Origin of the sequence: Paenibacillus sp. 1182, from assembly GCF_017833915.1 — a bacterium.
GTDB classification, from domain to species: domain Bacteria; phylum Bacillota; class Bacilli; order Paenibacillales; family Paenibacillaceae; genus Paenibacillus; species Paenibacillus polymyxa_D.
Map to the genome: position 1 here is coordinate 1 of NZ_JAFICR010000016.1, position 17,341 is coordinate 17,341.

Sequence of the window (17,341 nt, forward strand, 5' to 3'; positions counted from 1 at the left end):
ACGTCAGGGAACAAGCCCTTATGACGGCAGCCGTGCAGAACATGAAGAAGATGGCGATCCACCTAGATCGCCTGGAGAAACAGGGGTAACCCCCCCTGCTTCTCCAGAGACCAGAGCATTATGATGTGAAAAAGAAACCCACGTCTCAAAATGACGGGGTTTCTCGACAATCTGAAGCCGCTTCCTATAGAAGCGGCTTTTTTATATTTTCAGGGAGTCCCCTGTCGGGTAAAGGGGAGTCCCCTATATTCGAACAGATCGGCTAGCGGCTACAATGGGGACAGAAATTCAATTTAATAATTCGACAGAAAAAACGTTGAAAAGGTGAGTTAAATGATTAGAAAAATGCAGTTACCGTTACAAACATTGAACTTGATTCTTGGATTCATGGTATGGGTTATCATTTCTTCGCTTATGCCGTTCATTACGGAGGATATTGCTATTCCGCCCGGAAAATTGGCCATGGTCACGGCGATTCCGGTCGTGCTTGGTTCGATTCTGCGCATCCCGCTTGGTTATTATGCCAACATCTTCGGAGCAAGAATCGTTTTTCTCGTTAGCTTTATTTTGCTTTTGTTTCCCGTCTACTATATCAGTGAAGCTTCTACGATGACGGATTTAATTATTGGTGGCTTGTTCCTTGGGATTGGAGGAGCTGTGTTCTCGGTTGGGGTGACTTCGCTGCCGAAGTATTATCCAAAGGAAAAGCATGGGTTTGTAAATGGAATGTATGGTATAGGAAACTTGGGAACAGCCGTCACTACCTTCTCGGCCCCTATTGTGGCTACCCAAATCGGCTGGGCCCCTACAGTGAAGCTGTATCTCATTCTGCTGCTTGTTTTTATCGTTTTGAATTTCTTCTTTGGGGATCGTCATGAAGCTAAAGTGAAGACGCCCATTATGGAGCAGATCAAAGGGGTTTATAAAAATGAGAAGCTTTGGTTTTTCTCGCTCTTTTATTTTATTACATTTGGCTCATTTGTAGCGTTCACGGTGTACTTGCCGAATTTCCTGGTATCAAATTTTGAACTGACCAAAGTGGATGCAGGGATGCGTACAGCTGGCTTTATTGCGATTGCTACTTTCTTCCGCCCTATCGGTGGCTGGCTGGCGGATCGGTTTCAGCCTCTGTTCCTGCTGGTAGGCACGTTCTCTGTTTATACGGTCGCTGCGATTCTTTTGGCTTTTTCACCAGGGATCACCCTTTATACAGTAGGCTGCTTGGCGATCGCTGTATGTGCTGGAGTAGGGAATGGCGTCATCTTCAAGCTAGTTCCATTTTATTTTAATAAACAAGCAGGTATAGTTAACGGAATTGTATCCATGATGGGCGGTCTCGGTGGCTTTTTCCCTCCGATCTTGTTGTCGACGATTCATGCCGCTACTGGCCATTACTCCATTGGATTCATGCTGCTCTCCCAAGTGGCGCTGGCTAGCCTGATCCTCGTCATATGGCTGTATTATCAAGGGACACAATCTAATGAATGAGCGTTATTCCAGACAGATCTTATTTAGACCCATTGGTGGCGAAGGGCAGCGTAATCTATCCGCTGCTGTCGTCACCATTATCGGTTGCGGGGCACTGGGTTCTGCCATCGCCGAAACACTGGTAAGAGCGGGCGTTGGGGAGCTCCATCTTGTTGACAGGGATTACGTAGAGATGTCGAATCTGCAACGTCAGCAGCTGTTCACGGAGCAGGACGCCGCGGAAATGCAGCCCAAGGTTATGGCAGCCGAAAAAAGGCTGAAAGCCATACGAGAAGACGTGCGCTTGCACACATATCTCGATAATTTAGATGCTGAGCTTGTTCTAGAACTTGCCAGCAAGAGTATATTACTGATGGATGCTACGGACAATTTCGAAACTCGTCTGCTGATCAACGATGCTGCACTGAAGGCAGGAATTCCATGGATTTATGGAGCCTGTGTTGGAAGCACAGGCGTTGTTTTTCCATTCGTGCCGGGCGAGTCAGCTTGTTTACGCTGCCTTCTGCCATCGCTGCCTGCGATCAATCAGACCTGCGATACGGCTGGAATCATCTCACCCGCAGTCCAGGTGACAGCCGCCCTCCAATGTGCAGAAGCCATGAAGTGGCTGAGCGGCGGACGTGATAAGATGCGTCGCAAGGTTCATCTATTTGATCTATGGGAGAACACGCAGATGGACATAGGGATTTCCCGCATCCGTAACCAAGATTGTCCAGCCTGTGGAGAACATCCTACGTTTCCTGCACTGACAGCATCACGTCGCTCGGCGTATGCTGCTCTGTGCGGACGGAACGTGGTACAGGTTCTTCCAGACCCACAACGTCCGATCACGCTCGATGATGCAGAAAAAATGGGCAGGCTTATAGCAGATCGTGTAAAAAGAACCCCTTATTTCGTTGAATTTTATGCTTTTAAGCATCGAATGATTTTATTCAAAAACGGAAGGCTTCTCATACACGGTGTACGGAGTGTTGCCAACGGTCAAAAACTATATCATCAGCTGTTCGGTTAAATGAGATATAGATACAAAAAGCAGAAATATTTAAAGAGTCTGTCACCGGAGAGTGGATTGTCCGGGGGCTGGAAGGTGGAAAAGATGAGTGTATTTGAAATCGTGACGGAGCCCATTATCCCGCAGGGTTATGCGGATTATGTCCTAAGGCCGGAAGCAGGAGCGGTGACTATTTTTACAGGGCACGTACGAGAATGGACTCAAGGCGTACGGACCTTATACCTTGCTTATGAGGCCTATGTCCCCATGGCCCAAAAAAAACTCACAGAGATTGGTCGCGAAATCGAACAGAAATGGGAAGGGACGCGAGTGGCAATCGCGCACCGCATTGGCAAGCTTCAAATCGGTGATATCGCCGTTGTCATTGCCGTTTCTTCACCTCACCGTTCGGATGCGTATGAGGCAAATGAATACGCGATCGAACGAATTAAAGAAATAGTTCCTATTTGGAAACGAGAGATTTGGGAAGATGGAACGCAGTGGGTCGGAGATCAAAAGAAAAAGCCGGGGGAGATCAGTCATGATTAAGCTGTACTACTTTGCGGGACTCCGTGAGGTGACGGGAAAAACAGAAGAATTGGCAGATTTGGCGGGCCAAACGGTAGGCGATTTATCCAATTGGATAACAGATCAATATCCAGATATGCCGATCGAGTCTGTGCGAATTGCGATAAACGAGGAGTATGCGTTGTCTACGGATGTATTACAGGATGGAGACATTGCAGCCTTCATTCCCCCAGTCAGCGGTGGCTAATAATAACGATGCTAAACAACTAGAAAGGAGAGGGCGTATGAATTTTTATCCACTGAAAGACACGTTGCAGCGGCCAATTCGTGACCTGCGTATATCGGTTACAGACCGCTGCAATTTCCGTTGTTCCTATTGCATGCCCAAAGAAATATTCGGTGACGATTACGCCTTTCTTCCTCAAAATGAATGTCTGTCGTTTGAAGAGATACACCGGCTAACGAAGCTCTTTGTATCCCTGGGTGTAAAAAAGATCCGACTCACGGGCGGCGAACCATTAATGCGCAGGAATCTATCCGACCTGGTCTCCCAAATCCTGTCCATTGACGGAGTGGAAGATATCGGCTTGACCACCAATGGTGTGCTGCTAGGACAGCAGGCTAAGCCTCTCTATGACGCGGGGCTACGACGGCTTAATGTCAGTCTGGACGCTCTGGACCCTGAGCTATTTGGGCGATTGAATGGGCGGGGGATTAAGCCTGATTTTATTTTGAAGCAGATCGAATATGCAAGAGAAATCGGCTTTGAAATCAAGGTCAATATGGTCGTTCAAAAAGGCGTTAATGACTCGGAGATTTTGCCGATGGCCGCTTATTTTAAGGAGCAGGGAATAACCCTTCGCTTTATCGAGTTTATGGATGTAGGGAATGACAACGGATGGAGCTTCAAAAAGGTACTAACCAAAAAACAAATTGTTGAACGACTTAAGAATGCGTACGAGCTGGAGCCGATGGATCGGGATTACTTTGGAGAAGTGGCAAAACGTTACCGTTATAAAGACAGCGACGCACAGATTGGTTTTATTACTTCGGTTTCTGAATCATTTTGTTCGTCTTGTACACGCGCCCGCTTATCGTGCGATGGCAAGTTTTATACATGTTTGTTTGCTTCAGGCGGATTCGATTTACGCCAGATGCTTCGTAATGAAGCGGATGACCAGGAACTACTCGATGTGATTACTTCAGTATGGGAACAACGTACAGACCGGTATTCCGATGAACGTACGGAGCAGACAGCTAACAACAAAAAAAAGATTAACATGTCCTACATTGGCGGATGACATTTTATACCATGATAGTGTGTTGTATTTGATGTGGTTGCTCCGAAAAAGAAAGCGCAAACATTTTTGTTGGCAAAACTTAAATTCGATGTTATTATGATTTTGGGATTGTTACTGAAAAGGCAAAACCCGAGGCATGGAATTCAATTTCCATGTGTTGGGTTTTGCCTTTTCTTTTTAGAATACATGCTTTGCGATATCCTGCATGATATGAAAATCTGCCCAGCCATAACGCAGAAAGGTGAGTGATATAAAGCCTTACAAGTGCTGAACAACAAAGATGATGACGTCGACCAACGAATCGACATCCCAAAAATGATGTCATGGGACGTGGTTAACCGACTATATCCATTTTCAGAACGGAATATCAGATCGGTTTGGGAGCACTCAAGATCAATGATGGAAAACGTAAGGCTTTGTCTCTTATTATGAATGCGTTTTCATAACACGGAATTGTAAATCAATACATTTGAATTTGATTTACGACGAAGATTTGATCGGCTATTACCATCTTGTGACCTATCTGAAATTTCGCCCAGCATCTAAATCCTTTTTTAAATTTGATGGGATAAGGGGGGCAGTTAGATGATCATAACGAAGATCTTTAATAACAACGCCATAATAGCCAAAGATCAAAAAAGAGATGAATTTGTTGTTATGGGTCGTGGTATTGCATTCAAAAAGAATGCAGGCGAACAAGTAGAAGAGCATCTAATTGAAAAGGTCTTTGTGCTTAAACATAAAGATGCTTCAGAGAAATTTAAGTTATTGTTAGAGGATGTTCCATCAGAATATGTTTCGTTATGCTATGACATCATTGAATATGGAAAAAGCATATTAGAAGTACAATTGAGCGATTATATATATGTTTCGCTTACGGATCACATGAACAATGCATTTAAAATGTTTGATGAAGGGTTTAAAAATGCAAATCCGTTAATTTGGGAGATCAAAAAATTTTATCCTAAAGAATTTGCGGTTGGCTTAAAAGCACTGGAGTTTATTGAAGACGAAACAGGCAAACGATTGTCAGAAGATGAAGCAGGTAATATTGCTCTTCATTTAATCAATGCTCAAGTAAACAGCTCCTACAACAAGGTAGCAGATGTTGCTCAGCAAACTCAAAAAATACACGACATCTTGAATATTATTAAATACTCTTATAATACCACCATAGATGAACACTCGATCAGTTATGAGCGATTTATTACACATTTAAGATTCTTCTTTCAGCGATTAAATAAAAAAGAAAAAGTAGAACTGGAAGACGACTTTTTATGGAGGCAAGTGAAAGCAAAGTACAAAAAGGCTTATGGCTGCATGCTGAAGATTGAGAAATACTTGGATATGGTATTGTCAGATGAGGAAAAGCTGTATATCACGATTCATATTCAGCGTGTGACCCAAAGACAAAATTGAATAACTCTTGGATTGTTACTGGTAATGCAGGCGAAACCAACCTAGATCGAATTTGATCTATTTTGGTTTCGCCTTTTTTTATAAATACAATTAAAGGGGAAATTACAATGAAGTATGAGACATTAGCAAAAGACATCATCAGAAATGTCGGCGGCAAAGAAAATGTGAATAGTCTAACTCATTGTATTACACGCTTGCGCTTCAAACTAAAAGATGAAAGTAAAGCCAATACAGAGGTTTTGAAAAATATGGATGGTGTTGTCACTGTGGTAAAGAGTGGCGGGCAATACCAGGTTGTTATAGGTAACCATGTACCTGAGGTTTATGCTGATGTTACTGCTGTGGGTGGTTTTCAGACAGGAGATTCAGAAGAAGCATCTGGTGAAAAAATGAGTTTGTTCAATAGATTCATTGATACTATTTCAGGTGTATTTACACCCACGTTAGGTGTCTTAAGTGCCACAGGTATGATTAAGGGCTTCACTGCCCTATTTGTAGCTTTGGGCTGGCTGACCACTACATCGGGTACCTATCAAATTCTCAATGCTTTAGGTGATTGTTTATTTTACTTCTTTCCTATTTTCCTGGGGTATACGTCAGCTAAAAAGTTCAATGCCAACATTTTCATAGGTATGGCTATAGGTGCATCCCTTGTGTACCCCACATTTAGCATGATAACAGCCTCGGGCAAACCACTATACACTCTATTTAGCGGTACTATATTTGAGTCACCGGTATATATCACCTTCTTAGGCATTCCGGTCATTCTGATGAGTTATGCGTCAACAGTTCTTCCGATTATCATATCCACCTATGTAGGCTCAAAAATAGAAAATTTCTTTAAAAAGGTAATCCCTAGCGTAGTGAGAACATTTTTGGTTCCGTTTTTCACATTGTTAGTTATTGTACCCTTAGCATTGATTGTGATTGGACCTCTCTCGACTTGGGCAGGTCAACTGCTTGGGGCAGCAACCCTCTTTGTGTATAACTTAAGTCCAATGATTGAAGGCATAATCATGGGCGCTTTCTGGCAAGTGTTTGTTATCTTTGGATTACACTGGGGACTTGTTCCTATCGCTATGAACAACTTAGCCGTGCTTAAATTCGATCCGATTCTTGCGGCTACGCTGGGAGCTTCCTTTGCTCAGACGGGCGTCGTACTGGCAATTTTGTTTAAAACCAAAAATGTAAAACTGAGATCACTTTCCATTCCAGCTGTCATCTCCGGGATTTTTGGTGTGACAGAACCAGCGATTTACGGGATTACATTACCACGTAAGAAACCATTTATTTTAAGCTGCATAGCATCTGCAGTAGGCGGCGGTATTATAGGAATGATGGGAACGAAAGGTTATATCATTGGTGGATTGGGTATTTTTGCTATCCCGAGCTATATCAGTCCGGCAGGAATAGACAGCGGATTTTATGGGGCTGTTATCGGTATCCTGGTAAGCTTTGTATTAGGCTTCTTGCTTATGTTCTTTGGCGGATTTAAAGATGATGAAGTGAAAGAAGCTAAAAAGGAAGATAACACCTCGGGAGCAGCTAAAGGAGAAGTTTTAGTAAAACAAGAGACGGTGATGAGTCCATTAAAAGGTGAAGTGAAGTCTTTATCTGAAGTAACAGATGAAGCCTTTTCGACAGGTGCCTTGGGTAAAGGGATTGCCATTGAACCTTCTGAAGGTAAGGTCGTTTCACCTGTAGATGGTGTATTAACATCATTATTTTCGTCAGGTCATGCGATTGGCATTACAAGTGACCACGGTGTTGAGGTCCTCATCCATGTAGGCAAAGATACGGTCAAATTAAAAGGCAAACACTTTTATCCTAAAGTAAAACAGGGGGATGCTGTTAAAAAAGGCGAGCTGCTTATGGAGTTTGATATGGAAGCTATAAAAGAGGCTGGTTATGTTTTGACCACACCTGTTATCGTTGCCAATACTACGAATTACCTGGATGTCATTGAAACAGAGAAAAAGGCAATTGAGTATCAAGAGGACTTATTGACCGTCGTAGTCTAATCCTAATTAATGTTGAGGAGGAATTAAACAATGAAAAATACAACTACATTGGAATTTCCACAAGGATTTTTATGGGGAGGTGCAACGGCTGCCAACCAATTTGAAGGTGGATATAATGAAGAAGGTAAAGGCTTAAGCACTGCTGATGTGATTACGGCTGGAACGCATACGACTTCCCGAAGAATTACACCTATGCTGGAAGAAGGAGTGAACTACCCGAGTCACGAGGCTATTGATTTTTTCCACCGCTATCAAGAGGATATCCGCTTATTTGCAGAGATGGGATTCAAGGTCTTTAGGATGTCCATTGCGTGGTCAAGAATATTTCCTAACGGAGATGATGCAGAGCCGAATGAGCAAGGCTTGCAGTTCTATGATCGTGTATTCGCAGAATTGAAAAAGTACAATATTGAGCCTTTGGTTACAATCTCACATTATGAAGCACCGTTTCATTTGACCCAAAAATATAATGGTTGGTCAGATCGCAGAGTCGTAGATTTTTATGTGAGATATTGTGAAGTGCTTTTTAACAGATACAAAAATGTCGTAAAATACTGGTTAACCTTTAATGAAATCAATATTTTAACCTTGTCATTTGGAGCATTCATGGCTGGAGCTATGATGCCGGAGGGGAATGGAGAGCTAGCCCATGCTATAGTGAAGGATGAGCAGGTTCTGTATCAGGCGTTGCATCATCAATTTATTGCCAGTGCAAAGGCTGTAAAGCTGGGTCATGAAATCAACAAGGACTTTAAAATCGGTTGTATGATTGCTTATATGTGTTCCTACCCACTTACATGTCATCCTGATGATATTCTGCTGGCTCAACAAAAGGATAACTTAAGTAATTTCCTATGCTCAGATGTCCAAGTAAGAGGAGCTTATCCGGGATTTGCCAAACGCTATTTTAGAGATCATAATATTCAGATCACAATGCAAGAAGGAGATGAGGACATCTTAAAAGAAGGCTGCGTAGATTTCTATACTTTCAGCTATTATTCTTCTACTTGTGTCAGTGCCGATCCTAACCAGGAGAAGGTGGGAGGGAATTTATCTATGGGCTTAAAGAATCCTCATTTAAAAGCAAGTGCCTGGGATTGGCAGATCGATCCACAGGGATTGAGATGGTCCCTCAATAATATTTATAACCGATATGAAATCCCGTTAATGGTTGTTGAAAATGGTCTTGGCGCCGTAGATACAGTGGAAGAAGATGGCTTCATTCACGATGATTATCGAATTGATTACCTGAAGCAACACATTGAGCAAATGAAAGAAGCAATTGCTGATGGAGTGGACCTAATAGGGTATACGCCATGGGGATGTATTGATCTGGTCAGTGCGGGAACCGGAGAAATGAAAAAGCGTTATGGGTTTATATACGTCGATAAGGATAATGAAGGCAAAGGGACACTTGCCAGATCCAGAAAGAAGAGCTTTTATTGGTATAAGAATGTGATCGAAACCAATGGAGAGCAGCTGGATTAAATCTTAGTACCTGTTTCATAAAAGTCATACCATCAGCGCGTGCCAATTTTAATCGGTACGCGCTGCTTCACTAAATACATGGGGTGAAAATGACGAAATAGAGGGTAGGGCTGATATCAAAATTTGAGGAAGTGGATACATATTACCTGCTTGGATTAAATGCTGGATTGAAGCTGCTCGGGTGGGTGACGCAGGAGCAGGTTTTGGGGTTGTCGCTACAGAAATCCGCAAAATGTCTACGGGCACCAAGGAAGCAACAGGGCGTATTGAACAATCCTTGCAAGCCGTCAGACAACCAGTGTATAAGATGGGTGGTTACATGTATGAATTTGAATGAGTTGAATGAACAGAGTTACACAGAACTAGAGGATTATTGGGTGCGTGTATTTCTAAATGTAGTACAAGATCAGGATAAGGAGAACTGGGTGATTCCTTATTACAACACATCCTTTTCTAATGGTCAGAAAGTTATGGATATGAACCCCATTTTTTCGGCTAAATCAAAAATAAGTCATAAATCCATCAGAATCATTCAAGAAACGGTTAATGAAGAGGATGACGTTCACTATTGGTTAGATACAAATGGGAAAAACGAATTGGTTATTATTTGTTCCTTATCACAGCAACATGTGCACAAGGTAAAAGGGATCATTGAACGCTGGATTTATGAATGAGAGTCATTATCCATAATCGAAACTTTTCCGATATAATAGGGAAGAGAAGCCATAGAACAGATACTACCTCAGAGAGGTGATTCACAATGACCGTTGATATTCTCCTACGTAATAATATAAAAGTGCTAGGCACAGGTAGCCAGACGATTGTGTTTGCTCACGGCTTTGGATGCGACCAGGATATGTGGCGTTATATCGTCCCTAGCTTTATCGACAACTACCAAATCGTCTTATTTGATTATGTTGGTTCGGGAGATTCTCAAATAAAGTACTATGATTCCCAAAAATACAGTGACTTGCAAGGGTATGCCCAGGATGTGCTGGATATTATGGAAGCGTTAGACTTAAGAAATACCATATTCGTCGGACACTCCGTTAGCAGCATGATCGGAATGCTCGCATCGATCCGCAGCCCTCAATATTTTGAACGCATTGTCATGCTCGGTCCTTCTCCACGCTATGTGAATGACCTGCCTTCTTATTATGGGGGCTTCGATAAGAGTGATATTGATGAATTACTGGATATGATGCAAATGAACTTTATTGGCTGGGCTAGTTACATGGCGCCCATTGCTATGCAGAATCCCGAGCGAGGGGACTTAACCGAAGAATTGGAAAAGGCATTTTGTTCAAGAGATCCTCATATTGCACGGCAATTCGCAGAGGTTACATTTTTTTCAGATTGCCGTGTTGATCTTCAGCATGCTTCGGTTCCTACACTTATACTCCAGTGCTCAGATGATAGTATTGCTCCGATTGAGGTAGGGGACTATTTACACACCCATCTTAGAAATAGCAGACTTCAGCAGATGAGAGCAAAGGGGCATTATCCTCATTTAAGCCAACCAGGAGAAACGAGCGATTTAATCAAAGAATATTTAGCTAGTGTGTAATATCGAAAGAAAGGCAGTCATTTAATGGATATTCAATTAGATAAAGCTCCCTGTGGATACTTTTCAATTTCGGACGCTGGGATCATTCAATCGGTAAACCAAACGTTATTGGACATGCTTCTTTATGAACGCGATCAATTGCTCGGATGGCCGATTGAAATGACAATGTCTGTTACCAACAAGCTATTTTTTCATACTTATTTTTATCCCTATATTCAGTTGTACGGGCATGTCGATGAGATGTACTTTTCGTTTCGGACAAGTGATCGACAGGATGTGCCTGTACTTCTGAACGGGGTTCGTCAGGAACGAAACGGAGAAACGGTTATTGATTGTGTCGTGCTTATGATGCGTAAGCGAATTGAACATGAGAGAGATATCCTGCAGACCAAAACCAAGCTTCAGGAATTATATCAGGCCACGAATGAAGCGAATCAGAAGCTTGAACGGTTGCACGAAGAATATGAAATCAAACAGCAGGAGCTAGTAAGGATCAATCTCCAGCTTGAAACGATGGCATCCACGGACCCGTTAACTGGCCTCAAAAATAGAAGGTATTTCCAAGATCAATTACTAGCTAGCCTCGCGTCCTTTCATGAGAGCGGAATATCTTTTTCGCTGCTTATCATTGATATTGATCGTTTCAAAAGTATTAACGATACTTATGGTCATCCGGTGGGCGATCTGGTGCTTACGAATCTGGCAGAATTACTGCAATCCATGTCACGGGAGATGGATATTGTCGCTCGTTATGGTGGCGAGGAGTTTGTCATTATTCTTCCGGGCAACGATCAAGAGGAAGCCATTCGTACGGCAGAAAAATATCGTTCCATGACGGCCTCAAGGGATTGGGGAGAATACAGCATTACTGTGAGTATTGGCGTGGCAACGGTTACGCAAGCGGATACGGAACAAACAATTGTTCATCAAGCGGATTTAGCTCTGTATGCTTCCAAAAGTGGCGGGAGAAACCGGGTCACTCATTCAGTAAATCTCGTAAAGAGATAGATATAAAAAGAATGATTGATGTGGAGGGATACAAATGGGGGAAGCGTACAAGCTGGTCTGTGATACCTGTACTTATACTGGGAACGTATTTGTAGGATTTGGTTTTGCATATATGAGTTTGGAATCCATTGCTTCGTTTGTGCAAGTTGCTGCCCTTAAACGACGTATTGAGGAATTCATAGGCGACCCTTCGACGAGATATGATGCTTATAAGGCTCTGTATGTATGCCCAGTCTGCAAGACTATACGCAATGAATTGTTTATAGAGATGAAATCGGACTCATCCCAGTACAGGATTTCTTATGCTTGTCCTAGATGCGCGAGTGTTATGGAGCAGGAACACATTGAAAACAATGTGCCTGTTCATTTGAGTTGCCCAGCATGTGAGAAGGGCAAATTGAAAGCAACGTTTTATATGGATTGGGATTAATAGATTCCCCGGATATCTTCACAGCATACTCCAATAAGTCTGGTCAAATCGTTCAAATTCAGCTAATATTAATGATAACGATTCTCATTTGAATCATCAAAATGAATGAAAACCTTTGAGGTGGACGCTTGTGAATTCAAATTCGTTATCATTAATATATCAGCATTATTTGGAAAAAACTCCGTTTAGAAAACAAAACGAGCATACGTATATGATGTTACCGGAAGCAGGTGACGGACATATCTACAGAGTTACGACTTACAGCGGTATCGAGATTGTGTATTCGCATATCCAATATCACGAGCCTTACCAGACGAACTTTGCTTCCAAAGGACAAATGATTGAACTTCAATTTGCACTTTCGGGTCAACGTCATGTGAATATAGCTGGTCTGGACTACACGCTCCCGATAGGGTGGGGTGCTCTTATTTTTTTACAGGATTTCAAAGCACGTTTTCATCCTCCGATTAACGAACAATACCAATCCTTTGCACTTGGCATTCCTGTTTCGTTGTTTAATTATGCGGCTTCACAGTTGGCGGCTCGTCGCCAGGTAGCTATTGAATTTAAACAAATTCTGAAGGGTGCTGCGTTCCATCACCTTAGTTTTGAGCTGGATCACAGAAGTATAGTGATGATTGAACATTTGATCAAAGATTTGAAAAGTGTGCATAGATCGCCTTTATTAATGGAAGCAGCGGCACTAGAGATTTTGAATAGGTTTATGATTCAATTATTTGATTTAACTCCCATGCCCGAAGGCTTATCTAAAGAAGATGTCAGAAAGTTGCATATGGCTCGGCAAATCCTTGAATCCAGCATGATTGATCCTCCTTCACTGATCGCATTATCCAAAAGAATTGGATTAAACGATTTTAAATTAAAAAAAGGATTCAAAGCATGTTTTGGAACGACTGTATTTGAATATTTGCGCCAAATTCGTCTTGATTATGCGATGAAGCTGCTTAGAAGCCAGGAAAGCAATGTAACAGAAGCTGCGATGGCTGTAGGATACAGTAATGTGAGTGCATTTTCAGAGCAATTTTTTCGGGAATACGGAGTGAAACCATCATCTTTGAAGAAAGTATTTTAAAAATTCTGTTTTGACCATTTTAAAAAAATATCAAGGTAACAAAAAGCTGGAACCCTGTATAGATAGGATTCCAGACTTTTTATTTGGTGCTTATTTCACGAAAGTTTCAATGCCATCTGTATTGATGGTTGAAGTATGGGTACGAGACGCTTCTTCAATATTTTTGAATGCCCAGTAATCTGTTGGTACATCCTTCCATGTAGCCTGAATGGTTCCTTCCAGGGGTCCTCGTTTTAAGATCGTGTTCAAAATGGTAACCGTTTCTACTCGTGTTATATATTTATTGGGTTGGAAGCTGTTATCGTTATAGCCGGTAATCCATCCTGCATTAGCTAACGCTACAATGGAATCCCTTGCCCAATGCTTTTCGATATCGGTATAAGGAGACGCTGTGGTTTGCGTTCCTTTAAGCTGCTTCCAGGATGCGAGTATTGCTGCCATTTCTGCACGGGTAATGGGTTGCTCTGGTCGAAATGTTCCATCTGCATATCCATTCATAAGGTGCTGTGTCGTAAGTGCTATAATCGAATCCTTTGCCCAATACGTGCTAGGTACATCTTTGTATGTCGTTGAGCCTTCTTTTGTCTCCAACTTCATAATCCTAGCCATCATCGCGGCGGTTTCAGCTCGTGTAATTGACTGGTCCGGTCGGAATGTACCATCCTGATAACCCGTTATATATTTTTCATGCGCAACCTCGGATTGCTCTACTGGCATGATTTCCGCAGTCGGTAAAACCGTTGAAGAAGCCGATGGTGATGAAGATGCGGTTGTTTCACTTGAAGAAGATGAGTCACTGCTATCCGCGTTATCCTTCTTATCTTTTTTATTGCTACTGCTGCTGTCGTTATTGCTAATATCACCCGTGCCTGCATTTCCATTTACATTTACAACCTGTATATAGGCATCAGAGGTGCTCGGCGCGAATCGAGCATCCCCACTGTATATAGCAGTAATTGCGTGACTTCCCACACTTAAGTTGCTTGTAGTGTAGTACGCATTGGCATAGCCATTCGAAATGCCCACTGGCTCCATCGTCAGCGTATCTAATATATTCGTGCCGTCCATAAGGATGACCGTTCCGGTTAAATCGCCCGAAGTTTGTGGGTTTGAGGTTGTCCTCAAGCTAAACCTTACTTCCTGACCTTGATTAGACGGATTCAGCGAACTCAATATTGTAGTTACTGTAGGTCTCAGTGAAGGTGTAGGCGCAGATGCATTTACGACCTGAATGTATGGCTCAGATGTACTGGGGGCAAATCGAGCATCCCCACTATATATAGCAGTAATTGGGTGACTTCCCACACTTAAATCGCTTGTGGTGTAGGTCGCAGTGGCATATCCATTCGCAATGCCATTTGGTCTCATCGTCAGCGTATCTAATATATCCGTACCGTCCATAAGGATAACCGAGCCGGTTAAATCTTTCGTAATTTGTGGGGTTGAGATGGTTTTGATGCTAAACGTTACGGATTGACCTTGTTTAGAAGGATTTGTCCAACTCGTTACCGTGGTTTCAGTAGCATACACCGCATCCGTTACACTAGGTGCTGGTGAGGAGGTTGCATACACAGTACTCTCGGAAAAACTCCATGTCCAGGTTCCAAATAAGACGATAACAGCAAGATAAGATAAACAAAAAGACTTGATTTTACGCATAAACTTCCTCCATAAAATTCCGGTGTCACGATGAACTGACTAAATCCTCCATGATGACTAACCTACTAATATAATTTTCTTTCTTACATTACTGATTTACTATACTAAATGCCTCTGAACCAATTCTGAACCAAATCGACAAAAACCGCGTGCTCAATTCACATCGCTAGAAGGGGATCACGATTTGCGAGCTTTTCCGTAATTTCTCAGAGCAAATGCGAAAAGGGTCAACCAGAAAAAACTGGTTGACCTCATAATATGAATGACAGTTTAGCGTGATATTTTGGAAAGAATTATTCCGTTAGTATTTAAATTTGACCGTCAGATCCTGTAATTTCTGTGACATATCCGACAAGGTCGTTGCCAGGCTGGTGATCTGCTGCATCGAAGCTAGCTGCTCCTCTGCAGACGCTGCAATATTCTGCGAGTTGTCCGCCGCTTGAAGCGCCAGACTCGATACGTTTTCTCCGCTTGCTGAAATTTCCTGGACACTTGCGGTTATTTGCTCCGTGATGCTCGCGAGCTCTTCCGTTTGCTGTGCGATATGATTGGTGGACGTCACAATTTTGTTAAACTGCTGCTCCGTCTCATTAGCAATTTTAATGCCGGAGTCGACATCCTGTTTTACGCGTTCCATGGTCCGAAGCGAATGCTCCATATCTTTGCGCATATTCTGAATCAACTCAGAAATCTGCCCAGAAGACTGGTTCGATTGTTCGGCCAGTTTTCTTACCTCTGAAGCAACTACGGAGAAACCGCGGCCTTCTTCGCCTGCACGGGCAGCCTCAATCGAAGCATTTAAGGCAAGCAGATTGGTCTGCTGTGCGATATCCGTAATGGCATGCAGCATCGTGTCGATCTGTTGAGTACGTTCATCCAGCATCCTCATAACCGCATCGGTTTCATTGACGGAATGGTTAATCAAGTCCATTTGCTTCACCGTATGTTGTACAGCAGTACCGCCAAGGCTCGCCATTTCCATCGCGTCTGCAGACGATTCAGCAATAGTCAAGGAGCTATCCGTGATCCGCTGCATGCCTATTGAAATTTCTTCAAGCGAGCTGGTTGTCTTCTGGAGCATCAGTTGCTGCTCCTTCGCACCGGCCGCCGATTCTTGAATCGCGATGGTGATATGCTCGGTTGCCTGCCCAGTATGCTCTGCACCAAGGGTTAATTCTTTCGAGGAAGCTGCTACCTGCTTTGTGGACAGGTTTACTTCACCGATCAAATATCTAATATTTTTAATCATATGATTGAAATCCTGTGCCAGCTCGCCAACCTCATCTTTTGAATTCATTTTGACTTCTTCGACCGTTAAATCACCGTCCGCAACTGAGTTAAGCCGCTTTGCAATCATGATAATAGGCTTCGTAAAACGTCCCGAAACAAAGCTTACGATAATTGCTCCCAGAATAACTGCAATAGTCGTAATAATCAGGACAATATAAAGGACCTTGGTCGCCCCGCTGTTAAATTCGTTAAAATATGCTCCAGAACCGATGATCCATCCCCAATAAGGATCCCTTTCAACGTACGAAATTTTCGTCTCCACTTGATCTGTACCAGGTAAAGCCCATTTATAAGTGACGAATCCACCGCCGTTTGTACCGGCTTCTACAAACTCTTTTCCCACATGCACACCGTCTTCCGATACGGCATTTATTAAATCCTGGCCTTCATTTGAAGGGTTCATCACTGAAACGGCATCTTGGTTGACTGCCCACGGATAACCTGTTTTACCTACAGTATATTTAATCTTTACCGGTCTTTTGTTATTAGCATCTTTTACACCGAGCAGCTCGATGCGCAGTTTTTCCTGTGCTTCTTCCAATGTTAAATTACCGGCTTCGACTTGCCCATTGAGGAAACTAATCATACCAATTACCATTTGCACACTATTCTTAAGTGCTACTTTGCCTGATTCATTCATTTCATTCTTGGAAACAACATAAGAACTGATTCCAATCACGAATGTGGGTACAATTAAAATAATCAAGCACATTATGGTTAACTTCGTTCTTAACGATCTTACCTTCATGATTGATCCTATTTTTGTTTTCACTGAGATTTCCCCCTTAGACATCGATATACAGACTCAACCCACAGCTACGCTAATTACTAAAGGCAAAAGACTGTACATCATATATCGTAATAACATGCCAGGAAATGAAGCCCTTCCATCCAGTCAGCGATGAAGAGACCGATGTAGTTCATTTCACAACGAAAGAGCGACTCTATAATTAACGACGCCCATTGGGCCATAGAATGCAGGCCATTTTTTACTGTCTGAAGACTGGCTGCTGTTTTATACGCAAAATTAAATCCGTTTAACCGCAAATTTATCCGTC

15 protein-coding genes and 1 pseudogene are annotated in these 17,341 nt (G+C 42.6%); 14 read left to right on the top strand and 2 right to left on the bottom strand.

What is annotated here, in order from left to right; all coding sequences use genetic code 11:
• Positions 1–333 precede the first annotated feature (333 nt).
• The 14 genes and pseudogenes from JOD82_RS24715 to JOD82_RS24780 all read left to right on the top strand — a co-directional run bounded on the left by JOD82_RS24715 (position 334) and on the right by JOD82_RS24780 (position 13,334).
• Positions 334–1,488, top strand: a complete 1,155-nt coding sequence (locus JOD82_RS24715; RefSeq protein ID WP_029515509.1) for a nitrate/nitrite transporter — start codon at positions 334–336, stop codon at positions 1,486–1,488.
• Positions 1,481–2,500 carry a ThiF family adenylyltransferase gene (locus tag JOD82_RS24720; RefSeq protein ID WP_069010503.1) on the top strand — a complete coding sequence of 340 codons (1,020 nt, stop codon included), beginning with the start codon at positions 1,481–1,483 and terminating at the stop codon, positions 2,498–2,500. Before JOD82_RS24715 ends, JOD82_RS24720 begins: the two co-directional genes overlap by 8 nt.
• 84 nt (positions 2,501–2,584) lie before the next feature.
• Positions 2,585–3,028 carry a molybdenum cofactor biosynthesis protein MoaE gene (locus tag JOD82_RS24725; protein WP_209950133.1) on the top strand — a complete coding sequence of 148 codons (444 nt, stop codon included), beginning with the start codon at positions 2,585–2,587 and terminating at the stop codon, positions 3,026–3,028.
• On the top strand, positions 3,021–3,254 hold the full coding sequence (locus JOD82_RS24730; protein ID WP_029515506.1) for a MoaD/ThiS family protein: 234 nt from the start codon (positions 3,021–3,023) through the stop codon (positions 3,252–3,254). The genes JOD82_RS24725 and JOD82_RS24730 overlap by 8 nt, the downstream gene beginning before the upstream one ends.
• A 37-nt stretch (positions 3,255–3,291) precedes the next feature.
• A complete protein-coding gene (gene moaA, locus JOD82_RS24735; RefSeq protein ID WP_029515505.1) occupies positions 3,292–4,308 on the top strand; it encodes a GTP 3',8-cyclase MoaA in 1,017 nt (338 codons plus the stop codon).
• Between the two features lie 585 nt (positions 4,309–4,893).
• On the top strand, positions 4,894–5,727 hold the full coding sequence (gene licT / locus JOD82_RS24740) for a BglG family transcription antiterminator LicT (protein WP_029515504.1): 834 nt from the start codon (positions 4,894–4,896) through the stop codon (positions 5,725–5,727).
• A gap of 107 nt (positions 5,728–5,834) precedes the next feature.
• Positions 5,835–7,748, top strand: a complete 1,914-nt coding sequence (locus JOD82_RS24745; RefSeq protein ID WP_209950134.1) for a beta-glucoside-specific PTS transporter subunit IIABC — start codon at positions 5,835–5,837, stop codon at positions 7,746–7,748.
• A gap of 30 nt (positions 7,749–7,778) precedes the next feature.
• Positions 7,779–9,236: a glycoside hydrolase family 1 protein gene (locus JOD82_RS24750; RefSeq protein ID WP_069010506.1), complete on the top strand. Its 1,458-nt coding sequence runs from the start codon at positions 7,779–7,781 to the stop codon at positions 9,234–9,236.
• 146 nt (positions 9,237–9,382) lie between these two features.
• Positions 9,383–9,546, top strand: a pseudogene (locus JOD82_RS24755) (methyl-accepting chemotaxis protein); the annotation flags it as partial.
• Between the two features lie 13 nt (positions 9,547–9,559).
• A complete protein-coding gene (locus tag JOD82_RS24760; protein WP_029515501.1) occupies positions 9,560–9,910 on the top strand; it encodes a hypothetical protein in 351 nt (116 codons plus the stop codon).
• Positions 9,911–9,996: 86 nt separating this feature from the next.
• On the top strand, positions 9,997–10,803 hold the full coding sequence (locus JOD82_RS24765) for an alpha/beta fold hydrolase (protein ID WP_069010507.1): 807 nt from the start codon (positions 9,997–9,999) through the stop codon (positions 10,801–10,803).
• 24 nt (positions 10,804–10,827) lie between these two features.
• Positions 10,828–11,811, top strand: coding sequence for a sensor domain-containing diguanylate cyclase (locus tag JOD82_RS24770; RefSeq protein WP_069010508.1), 984 nt, complete (start codon positions 10,828–10,830; stop codon positions 11,809–11,811).
• 34 nt (positions 11,812–11,845) lie between these two features.
• Positions 11,846–12,241, top strand: a complete 396-nt coding sequence (locus tag JOD82_RS24775; protein WP_209950135.1) for a hypothetical protein — start codon at positions 11,846–11,848, stop codon at positions 12,239–12,241.
• Between the two features lie 130 nt (positions 12,242–12,371).
• Positions 12,372–13,334: a helix-turn-helix domain-containing protein gene (locus tag JOD82_RS24780; RefSeq protein WP_165149763.1), complete on the top strand. Its 963-nt coding sequence runs from the start codon at positions 12,372–12,374 to the stop codon at positions 13,332–13,334.
• Positions 13,335–13,424: 90 nt separating this feature from the next.
• Here JOD82_RS24780 and JOD82_RS24785 read toward each other — a convergent pair whose 3' ends face one another.
• Both JOD82_RS24785 and JOD82_RS24790 read right to left on the bottom strand, forming a co-directional pair.
• On the bottom strand, positions 13,425–14,993 hold the full coding sequence (locus JOD82_RS24785; RefSeq protein WP_209950136.1) for an S-layer homology domain-containing protein: 1,569 nt from the start codon (positions 14,991–14,993) through the stop codon (positions 13,425–13,427).
• A gap of 301 nt (positions 14,994–15,294) precedes the next feature.
• Positions 15,295–17,055: a methyl-accepting chemotaxis protein gene (locus JOD82_RS24790; RefSeq protein WP_029515495.1), complete on the bottom strand. Its 1,761-nt coding sequence runs from the start codon at positions 17,053–17,055 to the stop codon at positions 15,295–15,297.
• Between the last annotated feature and the right edge of the window lie 286 nt (positions 17,056–17,341).

Coding starts and splice junctions, on each gene's coding strand:
- JOD82_RS24715 (WP_029515509.1), top strand. CDS start 334: ATGATTAGAAAAATGCAGTTACCGTTACAAACATTGAACTTGATTCTT.
- JOD82_RS24720 (WP_069010503.1), top strand. CDS start 1,481: ATGAATGAGCGTTATTCCAGACAGATCTTATTTAGACCCATTGGTGGC.
- JOD82_RS24725 (WP_209950133.1), top strand. CDS start 2,585: ATGAGTGTATTTGAAATCGTGACGGAGCCCATTATCCCGCAGGGTTAT.
- JOD82_RS24730 (WP_029515506.1), top strand. CDS start 3,021: ATGATTAAGCTGTACTACTTTGCGGGACTCCGTGAGGTGACGGGAAAA.
- moaA (WP_029515505.1), top strand. CDS start 3,292: ATGAATTTTTATCCACTGAAAGACACGTTGCAGCGGCCAATTCGTGAC.
- licT (WP_029515504.1), top strand. CDS start 4,894: ATGATCATAACGAAGATCTTTAATAACAACGCCATAATAGCCAAAGAT.
- JOD82_RS24745 (WP_209950134.1), top strand. CDS start 5,835: ATGAAGTATGAGACATTAGCAAAAGACATCATCAGAAATGTCGGCGGC.
- JOD82_RS24750 (WP_069010506.1), top strand. CDS start 7,779: ATGAAAAATACAACTACATTGGAATTTCCACAAGGATTTTTATGGGGA.
- JOD82_RS24760 (WP_029515501.1), top strand. CDS start 9,560: ATGAATTTGAATGAGTTGAATGAACAGAGTTACACAGAACTAGAGGAT.
- JOD82_RS24765 (WP_069010507.1), top strand. CDS start 9,997: ATGACCGTTGATATTCTCCTACGTAATAATATAAAAGTGCTAGGCACA.
- JOD82_RS24770 (WP_069010508.1), top strand. CDS start 10,828: ATGGATATTCAATTAGATAAAGCTCCCTGTGGATACTTTTCAATTTCG.
- JOD82_RS24775 (WP_209950135.1), top strand. CDS start 11,846: ATGGGGGAAGCGTACAAGCTGGTCTGTGATACCTGTACTTATACTGGG.
- JOD82_RS24785 (WP_209950136.1), bottom strand. CDS start 14,993: ATGCGTAAAATCAAGTCTTTTTGTTTATCTTATCTTGCTGTTATCGTC.